Origin of the sequence: Oceanobacillus kimchii X50 (genome assembly GCF_000340475.1) — a bacterium.
Lineage (GTDB): Bacteria > Bacillota > Bacilli > Bacillales > Amphibacillaceae > Oceanobacillus > Oceanobacillus kimchii.
Genome location: NZ_CM001792.1, coordinates 330,177 through 354,270 on the forward strand (window position 1 = coordinate 330,177; position 24,094 = coordinate 354,270).

The 24,094-nt window shown below is 34.3% G+C and carries 24 protein-coding genes and 1 pseudogene; 15 read left to right on the plus strand and 10 right to left on the minus strand.

Features of this window, described 5'->3' with window-relative positions; translation table 11 throughout:
* Position 1 precedes the first annotated feature (1 nt).
* The 4 genes from C794_RS01920 to C794_RS01935 all read left to right on the plus strand — a co-directional run bounded on the left by C794_RS01920 (position 2) and on the right by C794_RS01935 (position 4,591).
* Positions 2-817: an NUDIX domain-containing protein gene (locus C794_RS01920; RefSeq protein WP_017795455.1), complete on the plus strand. Its 816-nt coding sequence runs from the start codon at positions 2-4 to the stop codon at positions 815-817.
* A 61-nt stretch (positions 818-878) separates the two neighbouring features.
* A complete protein-coding gene (locus C794_RS01925; protein ID WP_017795456.1) occupies positions 879-2,342 on the plus strand; it encodes a nicotinate phosphoribosyltransferase in 1,464 nt (487 codons plus the stop codon).
* An 18-nt stretch (positions 2,343-2,360) separates the two neighbouring features.
* A complete protein-coding gene (gene nadE, locus C794_RS01930; RefSeq protein WP_017795457.1) occupies positions 2,361-3,188 on the plus strand; it encodes an ammonia-dependent NAD(+) synthetase in 828 nt (275 codons plus the stop codon).
* Between the two features lie 272 nt (positions 3,189-3,460).
* A complete protein-coding gene (locus tag C794_RS01935; RefSeq protein WP_017795458.1) occupies positions 3,461-4,591 on the plus strand; it encodes a CAP domain-containing protein in 1,131 nt (376 codons plus the stop codon).
* Between the two features lie 289 nt (positions 4,592-4,880).
* On the opposite strand, the gene C794_RS01940 is transcribed toward C794_RS01935, so the two are convergent.
* The 3 genes from C794_RS01940 to C794_RS01950 all read right to left on the minus strand — a co-directional run bounded on the left by C794_RS01940 (position 4,881) and on the right by C794_RS01950 (position 7,197).
* Positions 4,881-5,723: an aldo/keto reductase gene (locus C794_RS01940; protein WP_017795459.1), complete on the minus strand. Its 843-nt coding sequence runs from the start codon at positions 5,721-5,723 to the stop codon at positions 4,881-4,883.
* 251 nt (positions 5,724-5,974) lie between these two features.
* Entirely contained in the window at positions 5,975-6,328 is a 354-nt protein-coding gene (locus tag C794_RS01945; protein ID WP_017795460.1) for a nuclear transport factor 2 family protein, read from the minus strand.
* Between the two features lie 68 nt (positions 6,329-6,396).
* On the minus strand, positions 6,397-7,197 hold the full coding sequence (locus tag C794_RS01950) for an AraC family transcriptional regulator (RefSeq protein ID WP_017795461.1): 801 nt from the start codon (positions 7,195-7,197) through the stop codon (positions 6,397-6,399).
* 240 nt (positions 7,198-7,437) lie between these two features.
* Here C794_RS01950 and C794_RS21270 point away from each other — a divergent pair, with 240 nt between their 5' ends.
* From C794_RS21270 to C794_RS01980, 6 genes are all read left to right on the plus strand, one after another.
* Complete coding sequence (locus C794_RS21270; protein ID WP_397351688.1) at positions 7,438-7,554, plus strand: RAxF-45 family protein; 117 nt, start codon at positions 7,438-7,440, stop codon at positions 7,552-7,554.
* Between the two features lie 139 nt (positions 7,555-7,693).
* Complete coding sequence (gene abc-f, locus C794_RS01960; RefSeq protein ID WP_017795463.1) at positions 7,694-9,580, plus strand: ribosomal protection-like ABC-F family protein; 1,887 nt, start codon at positions 7,694-7,696, stop codon at positions 9,578-9,580.
* Positions 9,581-9,746: 166 nt separating this feature from the next.
* Positions 9,747-10,907 carry an AI-2E family transporter gene (locus C794_RS01965; protein ID WP_017795464.1) on the plus strand — a complete coding sequence of 387 codons (1,161 nt, stop codon included), beginning with the start codon at positions 9,747-9,749 and terminating at the stop codon, positions 10,905-10,907.
* 331 nt (positions 10,908-11,238) lie between these two features.
* Positions 11,239-11,610, plus strand: coding sequence for a GntR family transcriptional regulator (locus C794_RS01970; RefSeq protein WP_017795465.1), 372 nt, complete (start codon positions 11,239-11,241; stop codon positions 11,608-11,610).
* A gap of 6 nt (positions 11,611-11,616) precedes the next feature.
* Positions 11,617-12,483 (plus strand): ABC transporter ATP-binding protein, encoded by an 867-nt coding sequence (locus C794_RS01975; RefSeq protein WP_017795466.1) that lies wholly within the window; start codon positions 11,617-11,619, stop codon positions 12,481-12,483.
* Positions 12,476-13,072, plus strand: a complete 597-nt coding sequence (locus tag C794_RS01980) for an ABC-2 transporter permease (protein ID WP_017795467.1) — start codon at positions 12,476-12,478, stop codon at positions 13,070-13,072. Before C794_RS01975 ends, C794_RS01980 begins: the two co-directional genes overlap by 8 nt.
* Positions 13,073-13,271: 199 nt before the next feature.
* Here C794_RS01980 and C794_RS20930 read toward each other — a convergent pair.
* Positions 13,272-13,682: pseudogene (locus tag C794_RS20930) on the minus strand (SDR family NAD(P)-dependent oxidoreductase); the annotation flags it as partial.
* Between the two features lie 24 nt (positions 13,683-13,706).
* Positions 13,707-14,447 carry a TspO/MBR family protein gene (locus C794_RS20935; protein WP_017795469.1) on the minus strand — a complete coding sequence of 247 codons (741 nt, stop codon included), beginning with the start codon at positions 14,445-14,447 and terminating at the stop codon, positions 13,707-13,709.
* A 125-nt stretch (positions 14,448-14,572) separates the two neighbouring features.
* On the opposite strand from C794_RS20935, the gene C794_RS01995 reads away from it, so the two are divergent.
* Positions 14,573-15,604, plus strand: coding sequence for an AbrB family transcriptional regulator (locus C794_RS01995; protein ID WP_017795470.1), 1,032 nt, complete (start codon positions 14,573-14,575; stop codon positions 15,602-15,604).
* Positions 15,605-15,623: 19 nt separating this feature from the next.
* The gene (locus C794_RS02000; RefSeq protein ID WP_017795471.1) at positions 15,624-16,469 is read left to right on the plus strand and encodes a DUF72 domain-containing protein; all 846 of its coding nucleotides are present in this window, start codon (positions 15,624-15,626) and stop codon (positions 16,467-16,469) included.
* Between the two features lie 161 nt (positions 16,470-16,630).
* Here C794_RS02000 and C794_RS02005 read toward each other — a convergent pair whose 3' ends face one another.
* The 3 genes from C794_RS02005 to C794_RS02015 form a co-directional block, all read right to left on the minus strand.
* Positions 16,631-17,005 carry a DnaJ family domain-containing protein gene (locus C794_RS02005; RefSeq protein WP_017795472.1) on the minus strand — a complete coding sequence of 125 codons (375 nt, stop codon included), beginning with the start codon at positions 17,003-17,005 and terminating at the stop codon, positions 16,631-16,633.
* Positions 17,006-17,059: 54 nt separating this feature from the next.
* The gene (locus C794_RS02010; protein ID WP_017795473.1) at positions 17,060-17,479 is read right to left on the minus strand and encodes a YugN family protein; all 420 of its coding nucleotides are present in this window, start codon (positions 17,477-17,479) and stop codon (positions 17,060-17,062) included.
* 206 nt (positions 17,480-17,685) lie between these two features.
* Positions 17,686-19,203, minus strand: coding sequence for a BCCT family transporter (locus tag C794_RS02015; protein ID WP_017795474.1), 1,518 nt, complete (start codon positions 19,201-19,203; stop codon positions 17,686-17,688).
* 196 nt (positions 19,204-19,399) lie between these two features.
* On the opposite strand from C794_RS02015, the gene C794_RS02020 reads away from it, so the two are divergent.
* Positions 19,400-19,993 (plus strand): class I SAM-dependent methyltransferase, encoded by a 594-nt coding sequence (locus C794_RS02020; RefSeq protein ID WP_017795475.1) that lies wholly within the window; start codon positions 19,400-19,402, stop codon positions 19,991-19,993.
* A gap of 102 nt (positions 19,994-20,095) precedes the next feature.
* Here C794_RS02020 and C794_RS02025 read toward each other — a convergent pair whose 3' ends face one another.
* Positions 20,096-21,370, minus strand: a complete 1,275-nt coding sequence (locus tag C794_RS02025; protein WP_017795476.1) for an MFS transporter — start codon at positions 21,368-21,370, stop codon at positions 20,096-20,098.
* Between the two features lie 168 nt (positions 21,371-21,538).
* Here C794_RS02025 and C794_RS02030 point away from each other — a divergent pair, with 168 nt between their 5' ends.
* Complete coding sequence (locus C794_RS02030) at positions 21,539-21,937, plus strand: VOC family protein (RefSeq protein WP_017795477.1); 399 nt, start codon at positions 21,539-21,541, stop codon at positions 21,935-21,937.
* A 379-nt stretch (positions 21,938-22,316) separates the two neighbouring features.
* Here the strand turns inward: C794_RS02030 and C794_RS02035 are convergent, their stop codons facing one another.
* A complete protein-coding gene (locus C794_RS02035) occupies positions 22,317-23,318 on the minus strand; it encodes an LLM class flavin-dependent oxidoreductase (RefSeq protein ID WP_017795478.1) in 1,002 nt (333 codons plus the stop codon).
* A gap of 207 nt (positions 23,319-23,525) precedes the next feature.
* Between C794_RS02035 and C794_RS02040 the strand changes: the two genes are divergently transcribed.
* A complete protein-coding gene (locus tag C794_RS02040; protein ID WP_017795479.1) occupies positions 23,526-24,038 on the plus strand; it encodes a YfiT family bacillithiol transferase in 513 nt (170 codons plus the stop codon).
* Positions 24,039-24,094 lie beyond the last annotated feature (56 nt).

Here is a 24,094-nt window from a genome sequence, read left to right on the forward strand (position 1 = left end):
TATGCCCAAATTCGATCAAGAACAAGAGTTTTTCCAACCGCACACTACAAATAATTATATAACTCCAGATGGGTATACAAGCGATATTGCTGTTTTTACAATCGTATCAGATACGATCGGTGAGAATGCAAGCAGACGAAAAGTACTACCGAAAAAATTATTAAAACTACTTTTAATTCGTAGAGTTGAAATAGACAAGCATGGAAATCCAAATGTTGAGGGTGGGAAATGGGCTTTGCCAGGAGGTTTTGTGGATGCAAAACAGCAGGAGACGGCCCATGAATCAGCTATTAGAGAATTAGATGAAGAAACTGGTGTAGATAAAGTATACCTAAAACATTTTGGTGTTTATGATGCATGGGGGCGTGATCCAAGAGGGTGGATTATATCCAATGCGCACTACGCTATTGTTCCTGAAGATAAATTAACTAATTGCAAAGCAGCAGACGATGCAGCTGAAGTAAAATTGTTTTCTATCGAAGAAGCATTTGCATTATCATTAGCGTTCGATCATCGTCAAATTATTGAAGATGCCTTAAAGCGGATTGAAAGAGATATGTTGAATACAGATATAGCGAAGAATTTTTTATTACATGAATTTACTTTGTCAGAACTTCAAGGAGTATTACTTACGGTATCCGATCATCCAAAAATAGCAAATAAATCTGTTTTCTTCACGAAAGCACCGAAGCTACCTTTTATAGAAAAAGTAGTTGATGAAACTGGAAATTGGAAGAAAACAGCACGCAATTCTTATCGCCCATCTCAATTATATCGCTTTACGAATCAAGTAATAGTACCATCCATCTGGGAATAAATTGATTTTCGCGCTTATGAATATATAGAAAGTAGCGCATTCTATATTTAGGAGGAGAACTATGAATTATATCGATGACAGCTTGGCACTACATACAGACTTATATCAAATTAATATGGCAGAAACATATTGGAATGATGGGGTTCATAACAGGAAAGCTGTGTTTGACCTTTATTTCCGTAATCTCCCATTTGGCAACGGATATGGCGTATATGCTGGATTAGAACGAATAATTGAATATATGAATAATTTTCGATTTACAGATGCAGACCTAACTTATTTAAGAGAGATTGGTTATCAAGATGATTTCATTGAATATTTAAAAAGTATACGCTTTACTGGTGCAATTAAGTCAATGAAAGAAGGTGAAATCGTATTTGCGAATGAGCCGATTCTTCGGGTAGAGGCTAGTCTTGCTGAGGCACAATTATTAGAAACGGCTTTATTAAATATTATTAATTACCAAACGCTTATTGCTACCAAAGCATCACGTATTCGTCAGCTTGTAGGAGATCAGCTTGTAATGGAATTTGGAACGAGAAGAGCACAGGAAATGGATGCAGCAGTTTGGGGTACACGAGCAGCATTTATTGGAGGATTTAGTGCAACAAGTAATGTCCGTGCAGGAAAATTATTTGGAATCCCTGTTTCAGGAACCCATGCGCATTCGATGATCCAAGCATATCGAGATGAATATAAAGCGTTTATGAAGTACGCAGAACGACATAAAGACTGCGTGTTTCTTGTAGATACATACGATACATTACGGTCAGGAGTTCCCAATGCAATCAAAGCAGCAAAAGATTTAGGCGATAGTATCAATTTCCAAGGAATACGATTAGATAGCGGAGATTTAGCTTATTTGTCAAAAGAAGCAAGAAGAATGCTTGATGATGCTGGTTTTCCTAATGCAAAAATTTATGCATCGAATGATTTAGATGAATATACCATTGCAAGTCTTCTCGCACAAGGGGCGAAAATTGATGTGTGGGGAATTGGTACAAAGCTAATTACTGCATATGATCAGCCTGCACTTGGGGCAGTTTATAAACTTGTGTCAATTGAAGATGAAAATGGTGAGATGAAAGACACCATTAAATTATCTGGAAACCCAGAAAAAATGACAACACCAGCTATGAAAAAGGTTTACCGAATAATAAATAAGGAAAATCAACATAGTGAAGGAGATTATCTTACGCTTGAAAATGAGCATCCAAATGAACAAGAAGAAGTAATGTTATTCCATCCGGTACATACGTACTATAAAAAGTTTGTTACTAATTTTGAAGCTGTAAATCTTCATCATGATATTTTCGTCGATGGGGAGATTGTTTATGAATGTCCTGATCTCTCAGAAATTCAAGCGTTTACTGCGAATCAACTCAATTTATTCTGGGATGAGTACAAAAGAACAAACTATCCAGCAGAGTATCCAGTCGATTTAAGTGAAGCATTATGGAATAACAAGATGAATCATATCGAACGAGTGAAACAAGCAGTAAAAGATAAAATTAATAAAAGATAAATTGAAGGAGGAATAAGTATGAGCGATTTGCAAAAAACTATTATTGAAGATCTGCATGTAGAACCTGAAATTGATCCAAAAGAAGAAATTCGTAAGCGAGTTGACTTTTTAAAAGCGTATCTAAAAAAACATTCATTCTCAAAGGGATATGTACTAGGTATGTCTGGTGGACAAGATTCTACATTACTATCAAAGCTTACTCAAATCGCTGTAAATGAACTAAACAAGGAAAACGCTACAGATACATACCAGTTTATTGGTATGAAGTTACCTTATGGTGTTCAAAAAGATGCGGGTGATGTGGATGATGCCATTAAGTTTGTTGAACCAAGTAAAGTAGTAACAGTAAATATTAAAGAATCTGTAGATGCAAGTGTGAAAGCTTTACAAGAAGCAAATGTAGAAATTAATGATTTCCTAAAAGGGAATGAGAAAGCAAGGGAACGCATGAAAGCTCAGTATAGTGTAGCAGGAGCACTTCATTGTTTTGTCTTAGGAACTGATCATGCTGCAGAAGCGGTAACAGGTTTCTTTACGAAACATGGTGATGGCGCTTGTGATTTAGCACCTTTATTTGGTCTTAATAAACGTCAAGGAAAACAGATGTTAATCGAATTAAACTGTCCCGAGCATCTATATAATAAGAAGCCGACTGCCGATTTAGAAGATGATCGTCCAGCTCTACCAGATGAAGAAGCATTGGGAGTTACTTATGAAGAAATTGATGATTTCTTAGAAGGAAAAGAAGTTTCGAAAGACGGTAAAAAAATAATTGAAGGACATTATCTAAAAACCATGCATAAACGTGAAGGCGAAGTAACGTTATATGATCAATGGTGGAAGTAAAAATAGTAAAGAATGAGCGCATACAAGCTCATTCTTTTTTGGTTGACTTGTTACTATACTCCAGACTAGTAGTATGATTTTAGCTAAAAATGAACAGACTTAGAGTGAAAAAGAAGCTATAAGTTGCGTTATAGTTAACTCTAAGTTATAAAATAATAATATAAAAGTGGGAAATAGCTTTAATCTATTAATATAAATAAAAACCTAGGATAAAGCAATTAACCCAATGAAAATCCAAATATCAAAAGGTTGGGATAGAAATTTTAAAGCGCTTGTTTTTACTGCTGTTAATTATAATATTGGCTTTTTGGACAAAACCATATTGGGAAGATACCGTACGTGAAATTATTCCTGAATCAGTTAGTGATACTTTTCATTCCGCAACGGATCTTGCTACTCAAAATATAGATTATGAAATTAACTTTGACTTTGATAGAGTGAAAGATCAAGTCTCTATGCTTTACTCCTCTGTAATTGATTCTATTCAAAATTCAGAACAAGAACCAGAACCAGAACCAGTAGAAAAGCCTGAACTGACAACTCCTGATGAACAATCATTTTCTGTTGGGAATGTAGAACTTGGAGATACAAAAGCTGTGGTTGAAGAAATGTATGGAGAACCTATGCGTGAAAATGAAAATGAGTATGGAGTAAAATGGTCGACCTATCATGAAAACTATCAAAATTTTATGATGGTTGCATATGATGAGCAAGACGTTGTGCGAGGGTTATTTACCAATCAGGATTTGATTTCTTCCCAGCATGACTTAGAATTAGGTGTTCCGAAATCGGCTGTAAATGAAACACTAGGTGAGCCGGAAGAAGTAATTCGTAACGGTTGGTTTAATTATCAAATCAACAGCAAAGGAGAATATGATATCTATCACATGGATGGGAGTTATGTTACTATTTTCTACGATATTCATGAAGATGATGAAATGACGGCTATTCAATTAATAGATGAGAACTTAGAATCCTCAAAAAGAGCGCTCTATACACCAAGTAGTGAGCCATTAAAAGAAGCTTTTGAATATCAGTTATTTGACTTAACCAATGCTACTCGGGTAAACCATGGTTTATCTGTCCTAGAATGGAACGAAGACGTAAGGGGAACTGCAAGGGATCACAGTACGGATATGGCAGAGAATCAATATTTTAGTCATACTAATCTAGAAGGCGAATCTCCTTTTGATCGAATGCGAGAAGATGAAATTTCATTCATAAGTGCTGGAGAAAATCTAGCTTATGGGCAGTTCAGTAGTATTTTTGCTCATCAAGGTTTAATGAATTCGCAAGGTCATCGTGAGAATATAGTAAACAATAGATTTACCGAGTTAGGAATTGGTGTTGACTTTAACGAAGACAATCAGCCGTTTTATACGGAGAATTTTCTAGATAAGTAATTATGTATTTTGATCGTTTGGAGTTGATAGCCAAGCGATTTTTTATTAGTTATGGATAAAAGAATTTGAATGATCTAAGCTTTGAAAATCGCCCACTCAATTAGATAACTTCATCTATCTGATTGGGTGGGCGATTAGTGAATCTACGTATGCTTAAGAATTGGAGTATTTCTATTGAACAAATAAATGTTTTTCTAAGATCGTTTTAGTTAATAGAAGCACTCTATTGTACAATTTAATACTTTTCTGAATGTGTTATGGTTAATAAGAAGCCCTTATTGTATATAACCTAAAACTCTTCATAAACTGCTGGGTCTTGATCTTTCATGCGACCATCAGCTTTTGACAATTGATTTATGATAGACATTTCTTCGTTGGATAGTTCAAAATCAAAAATTGAAATGTTTTCAAGCTGTCTTGAAGGCGTCGCAGATTTAGGTATAGCAATCGCATCGAGTTGATAATGCCAACGCAATATAATTTGAGATACCGTTCGATTATGGTTCTTAGCAATCTCCTGTAAAACAGGGTGATCTAGCACATCATTCGTGCGTGCCAATGGACTCCAAGATTCAGTTACAATTTGATGATCTTGATGCCATTTTCGTTGCTCCTCTTGGTTAAAGAAAGGATGTAATTCAATTTGATTTATAGTTGGTAATACCCCAGTTTCTTTTTTAAGTCGTTTTAAATGATTTGGGAGAAAATTGCATACTCCGATAGAACGAATATAACCCCAGCGCTTCGCATCAATTAACGCTTGCCATGCTTCTACATATACATCCTGAATTGGATTTGGCCAGTGAATTAGATATAAGTCATAATAATCAAGGTTTGCTCGATATAAGGATTCTTGAATCGTAGTAACTGCCTTATCATAATGATGATATCGACCTGGGAGCTTAGAAGTAATAAGCAATTGTTCTCGAGGTGTGGAACTTCGTCTAACAGCTTCCCCAATAGTTCCTTCATTCTCATAATTATAGGCAGTATCAATTAAGCGATATCCATTATCGATGGCATTATTGATGGCTTGTACACCATCGTTACCATTCAAACGATAGGTTCCAAAACCTACTTTCGGAATAGTTAGTCCATCATGTAATGTAATGTTTGGGATCTGATTTGCCATGTAATCCTCTCCTTCCATATATAAACTTTAGATTACTCTTCAATTAACGAAAATTCAAACCATTTACATGAGTTCAAACAAGGTTATGAATAATTTAGTACAATCTTTAATCAAACGCTTGATTAAAGGAGTTAGACTGGTAAAAGTTGATTGAAAAATTATAGGTGCCCTTACAAAATTGCTAAACCCAAAAACATAAAAACCGAATAGTAAAAGAGTAAATCCATTTACCATTCGGTTTTTATGTTTTATTAATTGTTTATTGGAATCATAAAAGCTGTCAGATTGTTGATTTTATTATCCGTAAAAGTGTAGATGTCACAAAACCCATAGGCGTTCACGTTACCATTTTCATCTGAGAAACTCATCTCACCTTCTACAATTGCTGAATTTTTATCTGTGAATATACGGTTGACCTCATATTTATCAGCTACAACTCCGCGCATTGGTTCCATGTTGTTAATAAAAGCTTCTCTGCCTTGTAATGAGGAATCACCTATTTGATTTAATACTACATCATCTGTAATATGATCGTATAAAAAATCAACATCTCCTACAGAAAATGCTTTATTGATTTGCTCTATAAATACCGAATCGATCGACATCACATCTCCTCCTTCATTTTCATATTTATAAAGCCATTTTAAATAATTATGGAGGTTTCTATTTCTTTTCATTTGCTAACTTTGCTACTATTCCTCTCTCTTGTTATAAAGTTTTGCATGAGCAATGAAAGAGAAACTAAAATTGGTGGATCGGAAATCCTAGGTTCATGAAGGATTAAATGTTCGGGTGAAAGTTTTGATATTCCATCGACTGTAATAGGGTCTACTTTTCGCACTCGCAATGTGTGATGAGGTATGAGAATAGATGTAGAAGTACTACTCCATGGAAACCCCGTTGCCATAAGATAATAAATTCCTATAGGGATATTTTTGAGATGAAAATTGCCTGTATTCCTAAGTACCGTTCCAACTATAGGTAGCCCTTCTGGTATTGGTTTAGAGAAAAGGCCAATGAAGATAATGCCTTCAAATTCCGTTTCAGCTTTAATAGTTCCAGCTAGAGTATTTGTAACTGGAGAGTGTAATTTCAATTGTTCAGTAGGTAATTGTTCAATTTGTTTTACATATTCCCCTGTGGTATTGTACATTCTGCGAAATTGATTTGGAGAGACACCAACACTTTTAGTAAATCGAGAAGTAAAGGTACCTAAGCTTTGCTGTCCTACTTCTAATCCAATATCACGAATGGTGAAGTTAGTTTGTAATAGTAATTCCTTTGCTTTTTGTAAGCGTACGGAAGAAATATAGTATTGCGGCGATACGCCAACGTGTTTTTTAAAAACACGCGAAAAGTGATAAGGACTATAGGCTGCATATTGAGCAAGCTTAGATAAAGTTAAATCCTCATCTATATGTTGATGAATATAGAGTAGTGTATGTTGGATGGAATCGTTTTGAAAAGTAGTCATAGTGTGGCACCTCCCAAGAAACATCTATAATACATATTCCATTAAAAGAGAAAAAACCCTTTATAAAAATAATTATTCAACAGTATAGAATCTTCCTAGCTTTCACTTTAGAAAAAGTATCTTGGAAATAAGATAATATAAGTTCGTGAATTTTACCTTGTTATTGAATTTTTTTTACAGTATAATCAAATTATTCGAAGAAATGGACGGAGGTGAGTAGAGATGTTTTTTCATGAAATGATGCGTGCGAATTGGATAGAGTTCCTTTATTTTTGTCGTGCGAAATTTGCTGTAGTTGCTAGCAACGGGATACGTGTGTCCTTTTTTAGTAACTTAATAAAAGTGAATGAATCGTGAAAAAGCATCTCTACATGCACGTAAGAAGTAACTCCTATTAAAATATGGAACTTTTTTAGCACAAAGAGGTTACGATGCTCTTTGTGCTTTTTCTTTTTATTGTCATGAGAGGTGACTTGAAAGTAAAGGAGATATTTACATGATTACGTGTAGTATACAAAATATTAAAAAGATGTACGGTGGAAATATTATTTTTGAAGGGATTAATCTGGAAATAAATGAAAAAGAAAGAGTTGGACTCGTTGGTAGAAATGGAGCTGGAAAATCGACGTTGCTCAGATTGATGGCAAAGATAGAAGAACCTGATGAAGGTAAGGTTCATTGGAAAAAGAATATCCAAGTTGGTTATTTAGCACAAATACAAGAAGAAATGAATGGGTTAACCGTTTATCATGTATTGAAAAATGCATTTGAGACTCTAAACGACTTAGAAAAGCAAATGCAGGAATATGAGGAAAAGATGCAAGACCCTTTAAATGAAAATGTATCAGATATCATTATCCAATATGGAGAGGTTCAAGAACGATTCTCTTTTTTAGGTGGCTATGAAATAGAAGCGCAAATTGAAAAAGTCTGCCGAGGATTAAATATAATTTCATTGTTAGAGCTGTCTTTTCAACAATTGAGCGGAGGGGAAAAGACAAAGGTTGCCTTAGCAACAATCTTATTGAAACAACCTGATCTTCTCTTGTTAGATGAACCAACCAATCATCTTGATTTAGTTGCAGTTGAATGGTTAGCTTCATTTCTAGACGATTATCCGGGCACGGTGGTTATCGTGTCTCATGATCGTTACTTTTTGGATGAAACAATAACCAAAATTATTGATTTAGAAGATGGAGAGGTAGTTATTTATGAAACCAATTTTAGTAATCACATAAAGGAAAAGGAATCCAGGTTGTTAAAAGAGTTCCAAGACTATCAAGAACAGCAAAAGAAAATTAAAAAAATGAGAGAGGCTATAAAACGACTACGTGAATGGGCAAATCGTGCTAATCCACCAAATGAAGGCTTGCATAAACGTGCAAGAAATATGGAACGTGCTATAGAGCGAATGGAAAAGATAGATAAACCACTACTTCATCGTAATAAGATGGGGTTAGATATGGAAACAACAGATAGAAGTGGAAAAGACGTTGTTAGAATGGAAGACGTAAAGAAGCGATTTGAAAACCATCTACTCTTTGAACATGTTGAGATGCACATTCGTTATCAAGAGAGAGTAGCAATTATAGGAGAAAATGGAACAGGGAAATCTACCTTGATTAAAATGTTATTACAGTCTCAACACCCTGATGCTGGAGCTGTTTATATCGGTAATAATGTAAAGATAGGTTATCTATCGCAACATATTTTCCAAGATATCGATCCTGCTTTAACGGTAATAGAAGCCTTTCGTAATGAAGTAGCTGTTGTAGAAGGAAAGGCAAGACATATACTTGCGCGATTTTTATTTTATGGATATGCGGTGTTTCGTAGGGTCTCTGAACTGAGTGGAGGAGAAAAGATGCGACTTCGATTAGCTCAACTTATGTATCAAGATATGAATACACTCATATTAGACGAACCAACGAATCATCTCGATATAGATTCCCGAGAAGTGCTAGAAGAAGCTCTAGAAAACTTCCAAGGGACAATAATTGCAGTAAGTCATGACCGATACTTCCTAGATAAGATATTTCAACGAATCTATTGGATAGAAGATAAAAAGGTCCATGTTTACGATGGAAATTACTCTTGGGCTAGAGAAAAAATGAGAGAGCAACGTTTGAAATTAAAAGATATGCTGGTGACGCGGGATAATAAAACAAATATAGATATCTCACCGTCACAAGTGCATAAACAATTAAAGGGAAATGACAAGAAAATTCTTCTGGAGGAGATCGATAACCTGGAGAAAGAATTGATTATTATCGAAAGAAATATGGAAGTATCAACCGATGTGGATCAATTAATGCAGCTTCAAGAAAAAAAGGAAGAGATTGAAGAGCTCTGGGAGAAGAAATATCTTTTAATAGAAAAGTAAAATTATAGAAGGCAGGTATTGTAGGCGGTTCCTGCCTTTTTATGCTAGGATATAAGTAGGAGGTTAAAACTACTTCCTTATGGAAAAAATAAATATTATATCATATTCTAATAATTAATATTATTCATTTATTGCTATTGAATTTACTGTTAAAGAAGGTGCCGATTTGGGAATTAATGATAACAAAATAGGATTATTTAAACGTTTTTTTCTTAACAATCGCTTTGTGTTATTTCTCACAATTCTATTGTTAATTGGTTTAAACATACTTATCTTCACAAATATTTCTTTTGTATTTACACCTTTTGTTGTGCTTGTGAAAACAGTAGTTTTGCCTTTAGTATTATCAGCAATAGCTTACTATCTATTAAATCCAATTGTAAATTATTTAGAGAAAAAAAATATAAAACGGATCTACTCGATATTTGGTTTGTTTATTATAATTATTGGCCTTCTGACAGTTCTAATTGTTTCAGTTATTCCGGTTCTACGCGAACAAATAATGAGTTTAATTGAAAATTTACCTCCTTTTATTAATGATATTGAAGATATGGTAGAGAGTTTAGTAGGAAGTCAAGTGATAAATCAGTCTCAAATATTGAGTAGTTTAGATATTTCTAGTTTTGTTACACAGATATCTGAGAAGTCATTAGACTTGGTAGACACTGCCTTTAGTAATATTGGTGGTGTGATAGGAGCGGTTACAGAAATTGTCCTTGCAATTGTAACGTTACCTTTTATTTTGTTTTATTTATTAAAAGATGGAGATAAACTACCAGGATATTTCCTTAAGTTTTTACCAGTATCATTACGTGATCAAACATATACAGTGCTTAAAGAGATGAATACACAAATTAGTGCATATATTAGAGGACAGATTATCGTTGCTTTTTGTATCGGCCTTTTAATGTATATAGGTTTTACTATTATTCAATTGGATTATGCTCCAGTACTAGCATTAATTGCTGCATTTACAAATGTAGTGCCTTATTTAGGACCAGCGATTGCTATAACTCCTGCATTAATCGTTGCTCTGGTAACTTCCCCTTTTATGTTGTTCAAATTAATTGCGGTATGGACAGTAGTACAGCTGATAGAAGGAAAGTTTATTTCTCCGCAAATTATGGGAAGAAATCTACGTGTTCATCCCATTACAATTATCTTTATCATTTTAACTGCTGGTAACCTATTTGGAGTAGTTGGTATCTTGTTAGCAGTACCAGGCTATGCTATATTAAAGGTTATTATTACGCATCTATTTGAATTCTTTAAACGAAGAAGTAACTTATACAATGAGGATAATATGTCTCAGGAATCAAAACAATAAAAGCGATGATAAGGAAAAGTAAATCGCAGCAAGGTAGCAGTAAACATCGTTCAAGAAGATCCGCATATTAAGTGGATGCAAAGGGCAATTATCTAAGAACTTTCTATGAAAAAGTAATCTCGGCCAAAATCGGGGTTGCTTTTTTAATTTATATAATTATTGCATCTTTCATAAAGTGTGTATATAATGTATATACTGTATATATACATTATTCATCTAAACAATGTCTAATCAGAAGGAGAGGATACCTTTAACGAAAATATGTTAACTATTAATTACTAGATACTCAATTGAACCATATATAAAAAACATAAAATTAAGAGGGATTAGCATGAAAGTAATAATTTCAAACAGCTCAAAAGAGCCTATTTATGAACAAATCACGAATCAAATTAAATCGTTAATCTTATCAGGTGAATTGCAAGAGGGGGCTGCATTACCTTCTATACGCCAACTTGCAAAAGATTTGAAGATAAGTGTAATCACTACAAAACGTGCTTATGAAGAACTAGAAAAAGATGAATTTATTTATTCTATCGTCGGTAAAGGATCTTTTGTAGCGGAGCAAAATCTAGAGGTTATTCGTGAAAAAAAATTAAAAGTAATTGAAGAACAATTAAATGCTGTCATTACAAACAGTAAAGAGATTGGTCTATCATTAGAAGATTTACAACAATTATTAGACATTTTATATGAGGAGTGAACTATATTGGAGAATGTGGTGGAGATAACGAATTTGTCGAAAGAATTGAAAGGTTTTTCTATTAGAAATATGGACTTACATATTAAAAAGGGATTTATTACTGGATTTATCGGTGCAAATGGGGCGGGAAAATCTACTACAATTAAATTGATGATGAATTTATTGCGACCTGACAGTGGAGAAGTGAAAGTGTTTGGTTTGGATTATGCGATGCATGAAAAAGAAATTAAAGAGCGTATTGGCTTTGTTTATGATGGAAATGTGTTTTTTGAAGGATTAAATCTAAAAGATATTAAGCGGATTGTTGCGCCAGCTTATAAGAGATGGGATGATAAAATCTTTCATCAATATGTGAAGCAATTTGATCTACCTCTAAACAAACCAATAAAGAATTTTTCCAAGGGGATGCAAATGAAGGCGTCTCTAGCTATAGCTTTATCCCATCATGCGGAACTCATTATTATGGATGAGCCTACATCTGGACTAGATCCAATTTTTCGTAGAGAGCTGTTATCTATATTACAAGATTTGATGGTAGATGGAAATCGTACTATTTTCTTTTCAACACATATCACATCTGATTTAGATAGAATAGCAGATTATATATCATTTATTCGGAATGGAGAAATTGTATTTACTCAAACAATTCATGGAGTCTCAGAAAGTTATGCATTAGTAAAGGGCGGGGTAGAACTTTTAGATAGAGATACGGAGCAGTACTTTGAAGAAATACAACGTTCATCTACAGGGTTTGAGGCATTAACGAGTGATGTTGATCAAGTAAAGCAAATTTTTGGAGATGAAGTTATTATTGATCCAGCTTCTCTTGAAGATATTATGTTTTATTTAAAAGGGGGTAAACAGCATGTTTAATCTGATTAAAAGAGATTTAATCCTTCAGAAGAAGCTAATAATCTTATATATGCTTATCTCAATTGGTTTTATTATGTTAGATAAACATCATCCTGCATTTATATTTTTAATTTCTAGTATATTTATTCCATTTAATACACATGCCTACGATGAAAAAACGGAAACGAACTTACTTTTGAATTCTCTTCCATATACGCGTAAACAAATTATCGCGGCGAGATACATAGGTGCTGTTGTATATATGTTGTTAGCAATGGGATGGACGAGTATTGGTTTTATTATTTTTGGTAAATCCTTTACATTGACTGATATTGTTATAGGTATAGGCTTATTTCTTACTTTTGTTGCATTTGCATATCCATTATTTTATATCTTTAAACCAGGTTATATTACTATTGTCATTATTATTAGTTTTCTTGTCTTATCTGCTTTGTTACCATTTATTTCTACGCTTTTATCGAAACACGCAACATTTTTAATGCAACTAACCGAAATAATGCTATATATTTTTGGGGCAATGTTCACCATTCTTGTTTATCTACTATCGTGGGGTATTAGCCATTGGATTTACCAACGTAAGGCATTTTAGATATCGTTAAAAAAGGGTAATAGTTCCTTTAAATCGTGTTAGATGGAAGATGGAGAAAAGCTATTGACAACGCAAAAGCGAGCGCATAACGCTCGCTTCTTTTAAAGTATTTTTAAATTATTTTGAGCAGTTTCTATTTGTATAAAATAGTTTATATTTCTCTTATTGTTTATATTAAGTGTGGCGCTCTGTCTGCAAGTTATGCCCCCATACCGCCGTCAACTCGATACTGACCACCAGTAATAAACGTACTATCATCAGAAGCTAGGAATAATACTAATTTTGCAATATCATCAGCTTCTCCATAACGCTCCAATGGAATTCCTTTGGACATTGTTGCTTCATCCGCTTGTAATCCTTCTTCTAAGGAACGCATCATTCTTATATTTACAGGAGAAGGATGAATTGAATTAACGCGAACATTAGCGCTAGCTACTTCAAGGGCTGCTGTTTTTGTTAAACCAACTACTGCATGCTTCGAAGTAACATATGGTGCTACGCCAGCACTTCCAGCTAATCCCGCAACAGAAGATGTATTGATAACACTGCCATAGCCTTGGTTAGTCAATACTGGGAGTACGTATTTCAAGCCTAAAAATACCCCACGCAGCCAGAAAGGCGGTAGATTCAAGAGTTAATCAGCATTTTTAATTTTTTTCCATTGTTTTAGGTAAAGAAACGAAATTATAATTAAGAAAATCATTAAAATAATTGTTACAAAACTTAGTGTCCATTGATCAGAAAAGTTTTTAACTGCAATACCGCCCATTGACCATAAGAAAACAAGTAATATAATCCAATCGCGTACAGAGAATAGTATAGCCATACTAATTAAGATAATTACTGTAAGTGCGAGGTAAGCAAGTAATAATTGTGTAGAATCAGTAACTTCTAACGTTGCCACACTAAAGTAAATTATGTTGGTTGTAAAGGCAATAATTAACCAGCCAGAATAAATGGAAATAGGAATTATCATTGAATAACTTGCTCGTTGTTGGCGTTGGTAAGCATACAATATTAATACTGAAACAAGATGTAAGCCAAGGATAATCAGTGCAATTCCATCAAATAAATAATGCCAAAATACAATCCAAAGTGCGTTAAATACACATGTTGAAATAAATATCCACATTAATGTAGCAGTGACTGGCTGTTTATGAAAGCTAATTCTAATCAACCAATAAAGTAGCCCGATATAAATAACTGTCCAAATGCTAAACGTATAACTTGCTGGTGTAAAATATACGGTATACATGCTAGATACTTCACCTGTATTATACCCGTTTAATGGTAGGATATTTGCTAATGCATTGACTGCAATCATAGCAAAGAAGGCTATGTACATAGATATAAGTTGTATCGTTCGTTTTTCCATCGTATCACTCCAAACTGCTTTTCATATATGTACCCAAATTTTTACAATTTTAATCATGTTTGCTAAACCATTTAAGATTGAAGGTAAGAGAGTTATAATGTAATAAAAAAGAAGAAGTGAACATCATGTATAGAACAATGATAGTAACGTTTATAGTTGGACTAATTGGAGCTTCTGTATTTTCAGTTATAGGTTTACCTATGCCGTGGTTATTAGGACCACTATTTTTTGTTTTAATCACTCAATTAAAGGCCCCGATTTCGTTAACATGGCATCCTTTCTTTAGAAATACAGGATTAGTTATAGCCGGTTATGTTATAGGATACGCATTTACATTGGAAGCATTACAACAAATGGTACATTTTTTTCCGCTAATGATAGCTATTAATGTATTATTTTTTCTATTATTTTTAGTTATTAGTTTTGTATTATCTCGATTATCACAGATGGATTTAGGTACTGCAATGACATGCTGTGTCCCAGGAGGATTACAACAAGTCATTGTATTTGCTGAAGAACAAAAAGAGATGGACGTAACACTAGTGACGTTTTATCATGTATTACGCGTGCTTGTTATTGTTTCAATGGTTCCATTTATTGTATCAATACAAGGACCAAACCTTCCGGTTGAAACTTCTCATGATGAGCAATATAGTTTAATACTATTGGGTTTAATGATCGTAGCATATTTTGTTGGTATGCTGTTTAAATTGATTAAGGTGCCTACAGCTTATTTATTGGGTCCAGTATTCTTTGTGATGTCATGTAACCTACTTGGATGGCAAGTGCCAGTAATGCCAGATTCGGCTCTACATATAGCTCAACTTTTTATTGGTATTTATATAGGATTATTGCTAAAACGAGATAGCATTAAAAAAATGAACAAACAATGGATGTATGCTCTACTGTCATGCGTCATATTAGTTAGCTTTGCGCTCGGTATCAGTTGGTTTGTAAAGCAAAGGTATTTTGATTTTTCTACAAGCTTTTTAAGTGTTGTTCCTGGAGGCTTAGATCAAATGGGTATTATTGCAGCTTCTGTACAAGCAGATGTCACGGTTGTTACTGCATTTCAATTATTCCGGATTTTATTTTTATCCGCACTTGTGATTCCTTTTGTGCAATATCTGGTGAGAAAAAAACGGATTAGAACATGATAGCAAGGAGGTTAAATAGATGATTTATATTGGTTTAACTGGTTGGGGAGATCATGAAACTCTGTACACAGCCGATACAAAGCCTCAAGAAAAATTACAGGATTATAGTAGTCACTTTCCAGTCGTGGAATTAGATGCTTCCTTCTATGCAATTCAACCGAAACGTAATATCGAAAAGTGGATAAAAGAAACCCCTGAGAAGTTTCAATTCGTAGTAAAGGCATACCAAGGAATGACTGGTCATCAGCGTGGGGAAAGTCCATTTGAATCTAAGCAAGCGATGTTTGAAGCGTTTAAAGAATCAATTATTCCTTTTCAAAAAACAGGTAAATTAGCAACAGTATTATTCCAATTTCCGCCTTGGTTTGATTGTAAAAAAGAACATGTACAATATATTAGATACTGTAAAAGACAGATGGGGGATATACAGGTTGCGCTAGAGTTTAGGCATCAATCATGGTATAGTGATTCCTTTCGTGAACAAACGATTGCTTTTATGAAGGACGAGGGATGGATGCATTCTGTTGCAGATGAACCTCAGGCTGGTAAAGGGTCAGTACCTTTTGTTCCTATCACTACACACCCTGATACAACAATTATTCGATTGCATGGACGGAATTTTCATGGATGGACAAGATCTGGGAATGAAAACTGGAGAGAAGTTCGTTATCTCTATGACTATAACAAAGAAGAATTATTAACAGTAGCGAATGAAGTGACTCAATTAAATCAGTCTAATCACGATGTTATCGTACTATTTAACAATAATTCTGGGGGACACGCTGCAAATAATGCAAAACAATTGCAAGAGATACTGGGGATAGATTATCAAGGTTTGGCTCCTAAACAATTAGACTTATTTTAAATAGAGTTGGGGCATAACATAGGAAAAAGACAGATGATAGCTAATAAACGTAAGAAATATACGGAGACTCACCAGCCGCCGTTGGATAAGCGTAGTATATTTCTGAAGCGTGTTTTTAAAAGCCAATTATCTTTTACGTGAATACTTTTGTCCCAACCCTATTACGATATATTTTGATTGCTCCCGAAAAATTTTTGATATATTTTCGTAGCATAACGTTTAAATGTTTTTGATTTGTCTAGACTTCGTTCTTTCGTAAATGATTGAAAGGCTGCTCTTTTATCTGCGTCTTTCTTTTCAACTTTACTTTCAGTCACAATTTGTAATAAGTCACGTTCAGATAGATGTGAAGCGTTTTTTTCCTGTTCTTCATTGAGATAACCAGCTCTTTTTAAAATCCGCAAAGGTTGTTTCATTGATTCGGGAATGCCCGCAAACTCATCACATAGATCTAATCTTTTACCTTTTCCAGGGAGATTATCAAATTCACCATTTTCGATCGATTCTTTAATTTTATCTTCAACGAAATGATACATAAGTTTCCTCCTCTTCTTACTTCAAAGTATGAAGTAAGTGTAGAGGTCAATCAACTATAAATTATTGTCAATATGGTTAATAATTTGTTGAACAGCATGCTCACCGTTTTTCTGCCAATAAGATCTATCATCAATTTCTCCATCTGCATCTACGGGTTTTTGGAATTGACTAAGGCCTGTAGCTGTTGCTAAGTCTGAGCCTTCTTTTTCTAATCCTGTATTTACTACATGTTTAATAAGAAAAGGTGTATCAAACTCGAGTAGTGCATGATCATTGTCTAATTCACCACTAATAACATGAAAGGGGAGGCGTAAATAAATCGTCTCTGCTCCTTCTCGAGAGAGTATCCCATCGAAATATCCTTCATCATATTGCCATGATCCAGAAAGGCCAAACCCTAGTTCTTTCAATCCTCCCTGTAATTTTCCAAAATAAGCTTGCTTTCCTTCAATGTCTGTTTCTAATTGAATCATACTAACTCACCTCGTACTTCCATTTTAGTTTTATTGTTACCACTTCTAATGGAAACATACGGATATCTAGGCATAGAAAAAGTGAAGGCTGTAAAATTTGCCTCCACTTTTTGATTTTTATTTAATAGTAGTCAATTAATTGTCCAATTCTGTTCAAGAGCACCTAGGTCATGCCCTTGTGATAACATTACTAATGAAGTTACGCTTTATGCCTCCTCATTTTTCTTTAGTGAAGTCTTCCTTCTTTTGATGTAAGCATCCTCTTTTAAGGCTCTGTATAGGGAAATAACCATCAATATAACCACAAAGGAGAATGGCAATGCCGCAACAATAACTGTATTTTGTAGCGAGCTAAGGCCTCCTACATATAAAAGAATTAAAGCCACTGCTGAAATAGATAATCCAAGTGCGACTTTAACAGAATTTGGGGGTGAAAGTGATCCTCCAGTTGACTGCATTCCTAATACAAATGTCGCTGAATCTGCAGACGTGATAAAGAAAATAACCAATAAAAATATGGCAAGCAGTGAGATGATCGTTGATAAAGGTAGGTAATCAAACATATTAAATAGAACGAGTTCTGTTGAAAATTGAGTTAAATCAACAATCCCTTGTTGCTGCATTTCTCCTGCGGTAGTACCAAAAACAGTAAACCATGCAGATATTACAAGAACAGGTACAATAATTACGCCAAAGATGAATTGACGAATGGTTCTACCTCTAGATATACGTGCAACAAAGATACCAACGAATGGTGCCCAAGATATCCACCATGCCCAGTAAAATATTGTCCATATATCTAACCACGCTCGATTATCCGATGCTAGAGGAGCGGATCGGAAGCTCATCCGAATGAAATTTTGAAAATACAGGCCAATTGATTCCGAGAACATGTTAAATATTAATAATGTAGGTCCGACGGCTAATACAAAAATAAAAAGTGTTAAAGCAAGTAAAAGATTAATATTTGATAATGTTTTAATCCCTTTGTTTAACCCGCTCCAAGCAGATATGATAAATAATACTGTTACAATTAATATGATAATTGCCTGTACTCCGATGTTTACTGGAAGACCAAATAAATGGGATAACCCAGCATTGATTTGGATTGCCCCTAATCCAAGTGACGTAGCTACACCAACGACAGTTGCGAAGATTGCTAAAGCATCAATTGCTTTACCGAATCCCCCATTCATCCGATCTCCAAATAAAGGTTTTAATGTAACGGAGATAAGTCCAGGTTCATCTTTTCTAAACTGAAAGTACGCAATAGCAAGAGCAACGAGTCCATACATGGACCAACCATGTATCCCCCAATGAAAGAATGAATGCGATAAAGCTTCTTTGAATGCTTGTGCGGTCCCTGGTTCGGATAGCGGTGCATCAACCATAAAGTGGGCAAGCGGCTCAGATGCTCCGTAAAAGACTAAACCAATACCAATTCCCGCAGCAAATAACATCGCCACCCAAGAAATATTAGAAAAATCAGGACGATCGCTGTCTTTTCCTAGGCGGATATTACCGTATGGACTAACAGCAATAAATATTGCTACAGCAACTAAAACAGACATAAGCAACAAATAATACCAACCAAAAGTTGAAGATACCCAAGATTGAACGTTTTGTGAAATTTCTTCAAATTTCACTGGAAAAATGGCACCAAGTGCTACCATAATACCAACCAAAATTACTGAGAAGTAAAAAACATTCGTGACTTTTTTCATGTGTTCCCCTTTCGTTAAAGAAAAGCATTTATTTATAGATATATAAAACTACCCTTTTTTGAATATTTTTAAACTTTATCTTTTATTATTCAACTTGATACGAATAGTATGGAACGAATATAATTTGATATGCAAAAACACGCACAAGAAAATCTTATGCTATAGTAAAAGAATCAATGTACAAAGGAAGAAGCAGATGAAAGATTATCGATATGATAAATATTTGCATATACGAACACAACCTCAGAAGCACTTAAATTATCCAGATGAATTACAATATAACCCGTATGAACCAACTCCCTATGGTGCATTAGAAGAATTAAGTCGTGTGTATTCTCCTACAAACGGTTACCTTGTTGATTATGGATGTGGAAAAGGGAGGGTGAGTTTTTACTTTCATCATTATTACAAGATGAAGGTAAAAGGGGTGGAAATGGATGAAAATATAATTGAAATAGCGATGGATAATCATAATCGTTATGGTAGTGATGATATAGAATTAATTTGTAGTCTTGCGGAAGAATATTTTGTCTCAAAAGACGACTCCAATTTTTACTTTTTTAACCCATTTACAATTCATATATTTCGAAAAGTTATACAAAACATACTAACTTCCATTGAAACACATCCAAGAAATGTAGATATAATCATGTATTATCCACATCAAGAATATATTTATTTTCTGGATAATTCTACACCATTTGAATGTGTTCAAGAAGTTCCTTACTCGATCCTATATGAAAATAATCCGGATGAACGTTTTCTAATTTACCGTTTTTCCCGCAAATAACGGGGCAGTAATACCCGTACTTCTCAGCTATGAGGCAAGGCCGAGTGGGCTAAGTGAGTAAAACGAATCCTCACAAAATGAAGTTTCACTGTATCGTCTAATTTATATAGATAAGGTTTGTTCTTCGCTAGCAGGTGGTTCTTTAATTTGTTGGATATCTTTATCAAAAAAAACATATACTCCTGTACAGAAAATCCAAGCTCCTGAAAGAAGGAATACAATGTTCACATGGAGTGTGTCTGCCAACCAACCACCGAGAAGAGAACAAATTGGAATTAAGAATCCTGAAATGGCTCCTATAATTCCAAAAACACGACCGCGTACTTCATCATCGACCATTGTAATTAAATAGGTATTGAACTTAATGTTTAAGGCTACAATTACAAAAGTGAATGAAAAATATAGGATGATTCCAATAATAGGGATACTTGTTAGAGTAAGGAGCATTAATGTAATCCCAGCAATCAAAAAGGAATAAGAAAAAATTTGAGCGACAGATAACTTTGCGGTGAGTTTTGTAATCATCAATCCAACAATAATACTTGCAATAGAGGCGGCGGCTGAAAAGAGTCCGAACATGACTGCACCGCCATTATATTGAACTTGCACTAGTACAACGAATAAAGGAAGTACCATTGTACTAACATTTACTACCATTGCAAGGATAATAAGTTTAAATACTTCCGTCTTCATGCGCAGATACTTATAACCTTGTACTAACTCTTGAAGAATAGATGTTTTTTTATTTGTTGTTATTTCTTCATTAGATGCAGCAACCGCTACCTCACCTATATTCGTAGGCTGTACTTTACTAGTAATCTCAACTAAAAACATAAGAATCAGGCTAGCTATTAAATAAATAAGTGAATGTGATAACATAACACCTACAAATCCAATAAGTGCGATTGCAAAACCGCTAATCGAGGTCCCAATCAATGTTGCTACTTGCCCTGATGAACTAATGAAACCATTCACTTTCAATAGATTTTTTTGAGCAACAATTCTTGGTAGTAATCGGTTCTTAGCCGGAGCAACTATAAACATTCCTACATCATGCAATATAAGCCCAAAATAAACTACGATTAAAAAATAATCAAAAAAGAAATGAAAACTAATCGCCATAAAAATTCCTACAGTTAGCATGACAAGAAATCCAATTTGCATAAATCTCTTCGGTTCAAAACGATCAGCGAAAGTCCCGAGCAATGGACCAACTAATATTTGTGTGGCAAAAGTTAACGCTGTAATAATCGAAGCTAACAATGCTGATTGTGAGACTTCATAAACATACCAAAAAATTGCGATATCATATACACTATCTGCTAATTGAGTCAATAATTGATTGGAAACAATTACTTTCATGTTTCGATTTTTCATTATAAACCCCTCCGCTACCTAATCTGATTTTAGTTTAAGGGGGAAAGTGCTTTTTCTAAACGGTAACTGGATGGAGTTTATCTAAGTCTAAAGACTGATATTGTAAATAAATGCAACGTACTATTTTTGATATAACAAAACTTAATTAGAAACGGAGGGTTAAGATCTATGGTAAAACAACAAGTACACCCATTTTTAATGTTTCAAGGAGAAGCTGAAGAGGCTGTAAACTTATACCAATCAGTATTTACTGATGTCGATATTCCTTTTATCGAAAGATATGGTTCAGAAGTGGAAGGTATGGAAGGGAAAATATTGCGAGCAGTTATTGTAATTAAAGGGCTAGAAATAATGTGTAGTGATAGTTCCATTCAACATGATTTTACTTTTACTCCATCGATGTCTCTTTTTATTACATGCCATGATGAACAAGAATTACAAGATGTTTTTACAAAGCTTTCGCAAGGTGGAGAAATCCGTATGCCAATCGATAACCATGGTTTTAGTAAGCAATTTGGCTGGGTGGAAGATAAATTTGGTGTTAACTGGCAATTAAATGTCGAATAATGATCCATGGAATTGTTATTGTACAGAGTTTGAACAAAATTGGTGTTTCTATAATCAATCGAGGATGAGGCCAAAGTATTTAATCAAAAGAGAAAACCGAATCAATAGGTATTGAAACCTGACTTCAAAAATTATACTCCGCTTATTCTAAGGGAGCTGGTGAGCCTCCGGATCTTATGCATCGAGGTTCTTCTAGGCCTTCCTCCCACAGGACAATGAAGACCTCGACAGCATTGCATCGCACGCAGAAAATCGATTTTTGTTTTCAAGAAGTCTCCGCATATTTCTTACGCTTATTCTAGCTATCATCCTTCTTTTGACAAAAACTTTGTGTTAAGTCCCATCCTTCTTTTAACAAATTATAGATTATTCTTTTAATCTAAGTTAGTTGGAATTCTTTAGCGAGTAACTTGATTGCTGTTTTTCTATTTTCGATTCCTGGAATGTTAGGAATCAATATCACTTCATCACAATTATATTTGGCGATCAGTTTTTGAATCTCTTCCTTTACGTAACTAGAGTCGCCAATAATAGCTCGTTTACGGATATTATTTATTTTCTGCTTTTCAAAAGGACTAAAATATTTTTTTGAAGCAGTGATTACATTTGGGAAATATGGAGGATTCTTAGCAGTCTCTAATGATGCCATCCATAAATCAAAGGATTTAGCAAGCTGTTCAGCTTCATCTGTTGTTTTTCCGACAACAACAAAAACTGCAATAGAAACGATGGGTTTGTCATGAAATAAGGATGGCTTAAATTGTTTTCGATACGTATTAATGATTTCAATTCCTACATCAAAAGGTTTAATGAAATGAGCATATGTGTAAGCAGTGCCAAGTTCAGCAGCAATTTTTGTGCTAGAACCTCCTGCACCTAACATCCACATTTCTGGTTGTGTATTAGTCACTGGTGTAGCGATTAGCTTTTGGAAACGATGACTAGATTCTTTGTCGTCACTCAAATATTTTTGGATATCTCTTACTTGTTGCTCATACGTTAATCGTTCTTCTTTTTCCTCATTTAAAGCATGGTTAACTAGTCTTCCTCCCGTACTATTCCCCATACCTAGATCAATACGGTTAGGGTGAATTGCTTCCAATGTACGAAAAATCTCGGAAACTTTGAAGGGGCTATAATGCGGAAGCATAATTCCTCCAGAGCCAATTCGTATATTGTTCGTTTGTCCAGCTAGATGCATCATTAATAATTCAGGTGAACTACTGGCAATCGAAAGTGCATGATGTTGCTCCGGTACCCAAAAACGATGATACCCTAAATCATCAGCCAGTTTTGCCAATTCTGTAGTGTTATGAAATGCATCTATAGCTGTTTTTCCTTCATCAATTAATAGATAATCTAAGATGTTTAGACGTGTCATTACTTTCTATCCTCCGTATGTTCTTTTATTAATTATTATTTGCTTATACAATCTATTCTAAACGATTGAGGTGAAAGCGTAGAGTTTCATCACAAATTTTTTGACTTATTTGTATTTGAATGCTTATAGTTTACAAAAATGTTGAGGTATATTGATGGTTAATATAGAATGATAATGAAATATATAATAAGGGAAAGAGGGTTGAAAATGGACGTTAAATTTCCAATTGGCAAATTACAAGTTCCCGAAAAAGTAACATTTGAAAATATTCACGAATGGCTAAAACAAATCGAAACATACACGAATCGATTAGGAGAAACGGTCAACTCATTAAATGATGAGGAATTAAGCAAAACTTATCGTGAAGGGAGCTGGACCATTCGTCAACTTGTTCATCATATTGCTGATTCTCAGTTGAACATGTATCAACGCTTGAAGTTGGCTTTAACAGATGAGAGTCCAACAGTACCTGCTTTTGATCAAGAAAAGTGGGCTATTCAACCGGATGTAAAACTGCCTATAGAAAGTTCTATTAAAATGTTGGAAGGTATAAATGAGCGCATTGTATCATTGGGATATAGTTTAACTGAAGAGCAATTAGATGAATCTTTTGTTCATCAGATAAATGGTGAAATATCAGTTGCTACAAAGTTTGCAAAATTAGCTTGGCACGAAGAACATCATTTAGCACATATAAAAATCGCATTATCTAAAGCATAATTGGTAAGGATATGATTTGGGTAAAGGTGACATTATCGAATATATATATAAATAAT

Bases quoted from the DNA above. Each gene is read 5' to 3' on its own strand.
- C794_RS01920 (WP_017795455.1), top strand. From the start codon at position 2: ATGCCCAAATTCGATCAAGAACAAGAGTTTTTCCAACCGCACACTACA.
- C794_RS01925 (WP_017795456.1), top strand. From the start codon at position 879: ATGAATTATATCGATGACAGCTTGGCACTACATACAGACTTATATCAA.
- nadE (WP_017795457.1), top strand. From the start codon at position 2,361: ATGAGCGATTTGCAAAAAACTATTATTGAAGATCTGCATGTAGAACCT.
- C794_RS01940 (WP_017795459.1), bottom strand. From the start codon at position 5,723: ATGGCAAATCAGATCCCAAACATTACATTACATGATGGACTAACTATT.
- C794_RS01945 (WP_017795460.1), bottom strand. From the start codon at position 6,328: ATGTCGATCGATTCGGTATTTATAGAGCAAATCAATAAAGCATTTTCT.
- C794_RS01950 (WP_017795461.1), bottom strand. From the start codon at position 7,197: ATGACTACTTTTCAAAACGATTCCATCCAACATACACTACTCTATATT.
- C794_RS21270 (WP_397351688.1), top strand. From the start codon at position 7,438: ATGCGTGCGAATTGGATAGAGTTCCTTTATTTTTGTCGTGCGAAATTT.
- abc-f (WP_017795463.1), top strand. From the start codon at position 7,694: ATGATTACGTGTAGTATACAAAATATTAAAAAGATGTACGGTGGAAAT.
- C794_RS01970 (WP_017795465.1), top strand. From the start codon at position 11,239: ATGAAAGTAATAATTTCAAACAGCTCAAAAGAGCCTATTTATGAACAA.
- C794_RS01980 (WP_017795467.1), top strand. From the start codon at position 12,476: ATGTTTAATCTGATTAAAAGAGATTTAATCCTTCAGAAGAAGCTAATA.
- C794_RS20935 (WP_017795469.1), bottom strand. From the start codon at position 14,447: ATGGAAAAACGAACGATACAACTTATATCTATGTACATAGCCTTCTTT.
- C794_RS01995 (WP_017795470.1), top strand. From the start codon at position 14,573: ATGTATAGAACAATGATAGTAACGTTTATAGTTGGACTAATTGGAGCT.
- C794_RS02000 (WP_017795471.1), top strand. From the start codon at position 15,624: ATGATTTATATTGGTTTAACTGGTTGGGGAGATCATGAAACTCTGTAC.
- C794_RS02005 (WP_017795472.1), bottom strand. From the start codon at position 17,005: ATGTATCATTTCGTTGAAGATAAAATTAAAGAATCGATCGAAAATGGT.
- C794_RS02010 (WP_017795473.1), bottom strand. From the start codon at position 17,479: ATGATTCAATTAGAAACAGACATTGAAGGAAAGCAAGCTTATTTTGGA.
- C794_RS02015 (WP_017795474.1), bottom strand. From the start codon at position 19,203: ATGAAAAAAGTCACGAATGTTTTTTACTTCTCAGTAATTTTGGTTGGT.
- C794_RS02020 (WP_017795475.1), top strand. From the start codon at position 19,400: ATGAAAGATTATCGATATGATAAATATTTGCATATACGAACACAACCT.
- C794_RS02025 (WP_017795476.1), bottom strand. From the start codon at position 21,370: ATGAAAAATCGAAACATGAAAGTAATTGTTTCCAATCAATTATTGACT.
- C794_RS02030 (WP_017795477.1), top strand. From the start codon at position 21,539: ATGGTAAAACAACAAGTACACCCATTTTTAATGTTTCAAGGAGAAGCT.
- C794_RS02035 (WP_017795478.1), bottom strand. From the start codon at position 23,318: ATGACACGTCTAAACATCTTAGATTATCTATTAATTGATGAAGGAAAA.
- C794_RS02040 (WP_017795479.1), top strand. From the start codon at position 23,526: ATGGACGTTAAATTTCCAATTGGCAAATTACAAGTTCCCGAAAAAGTA.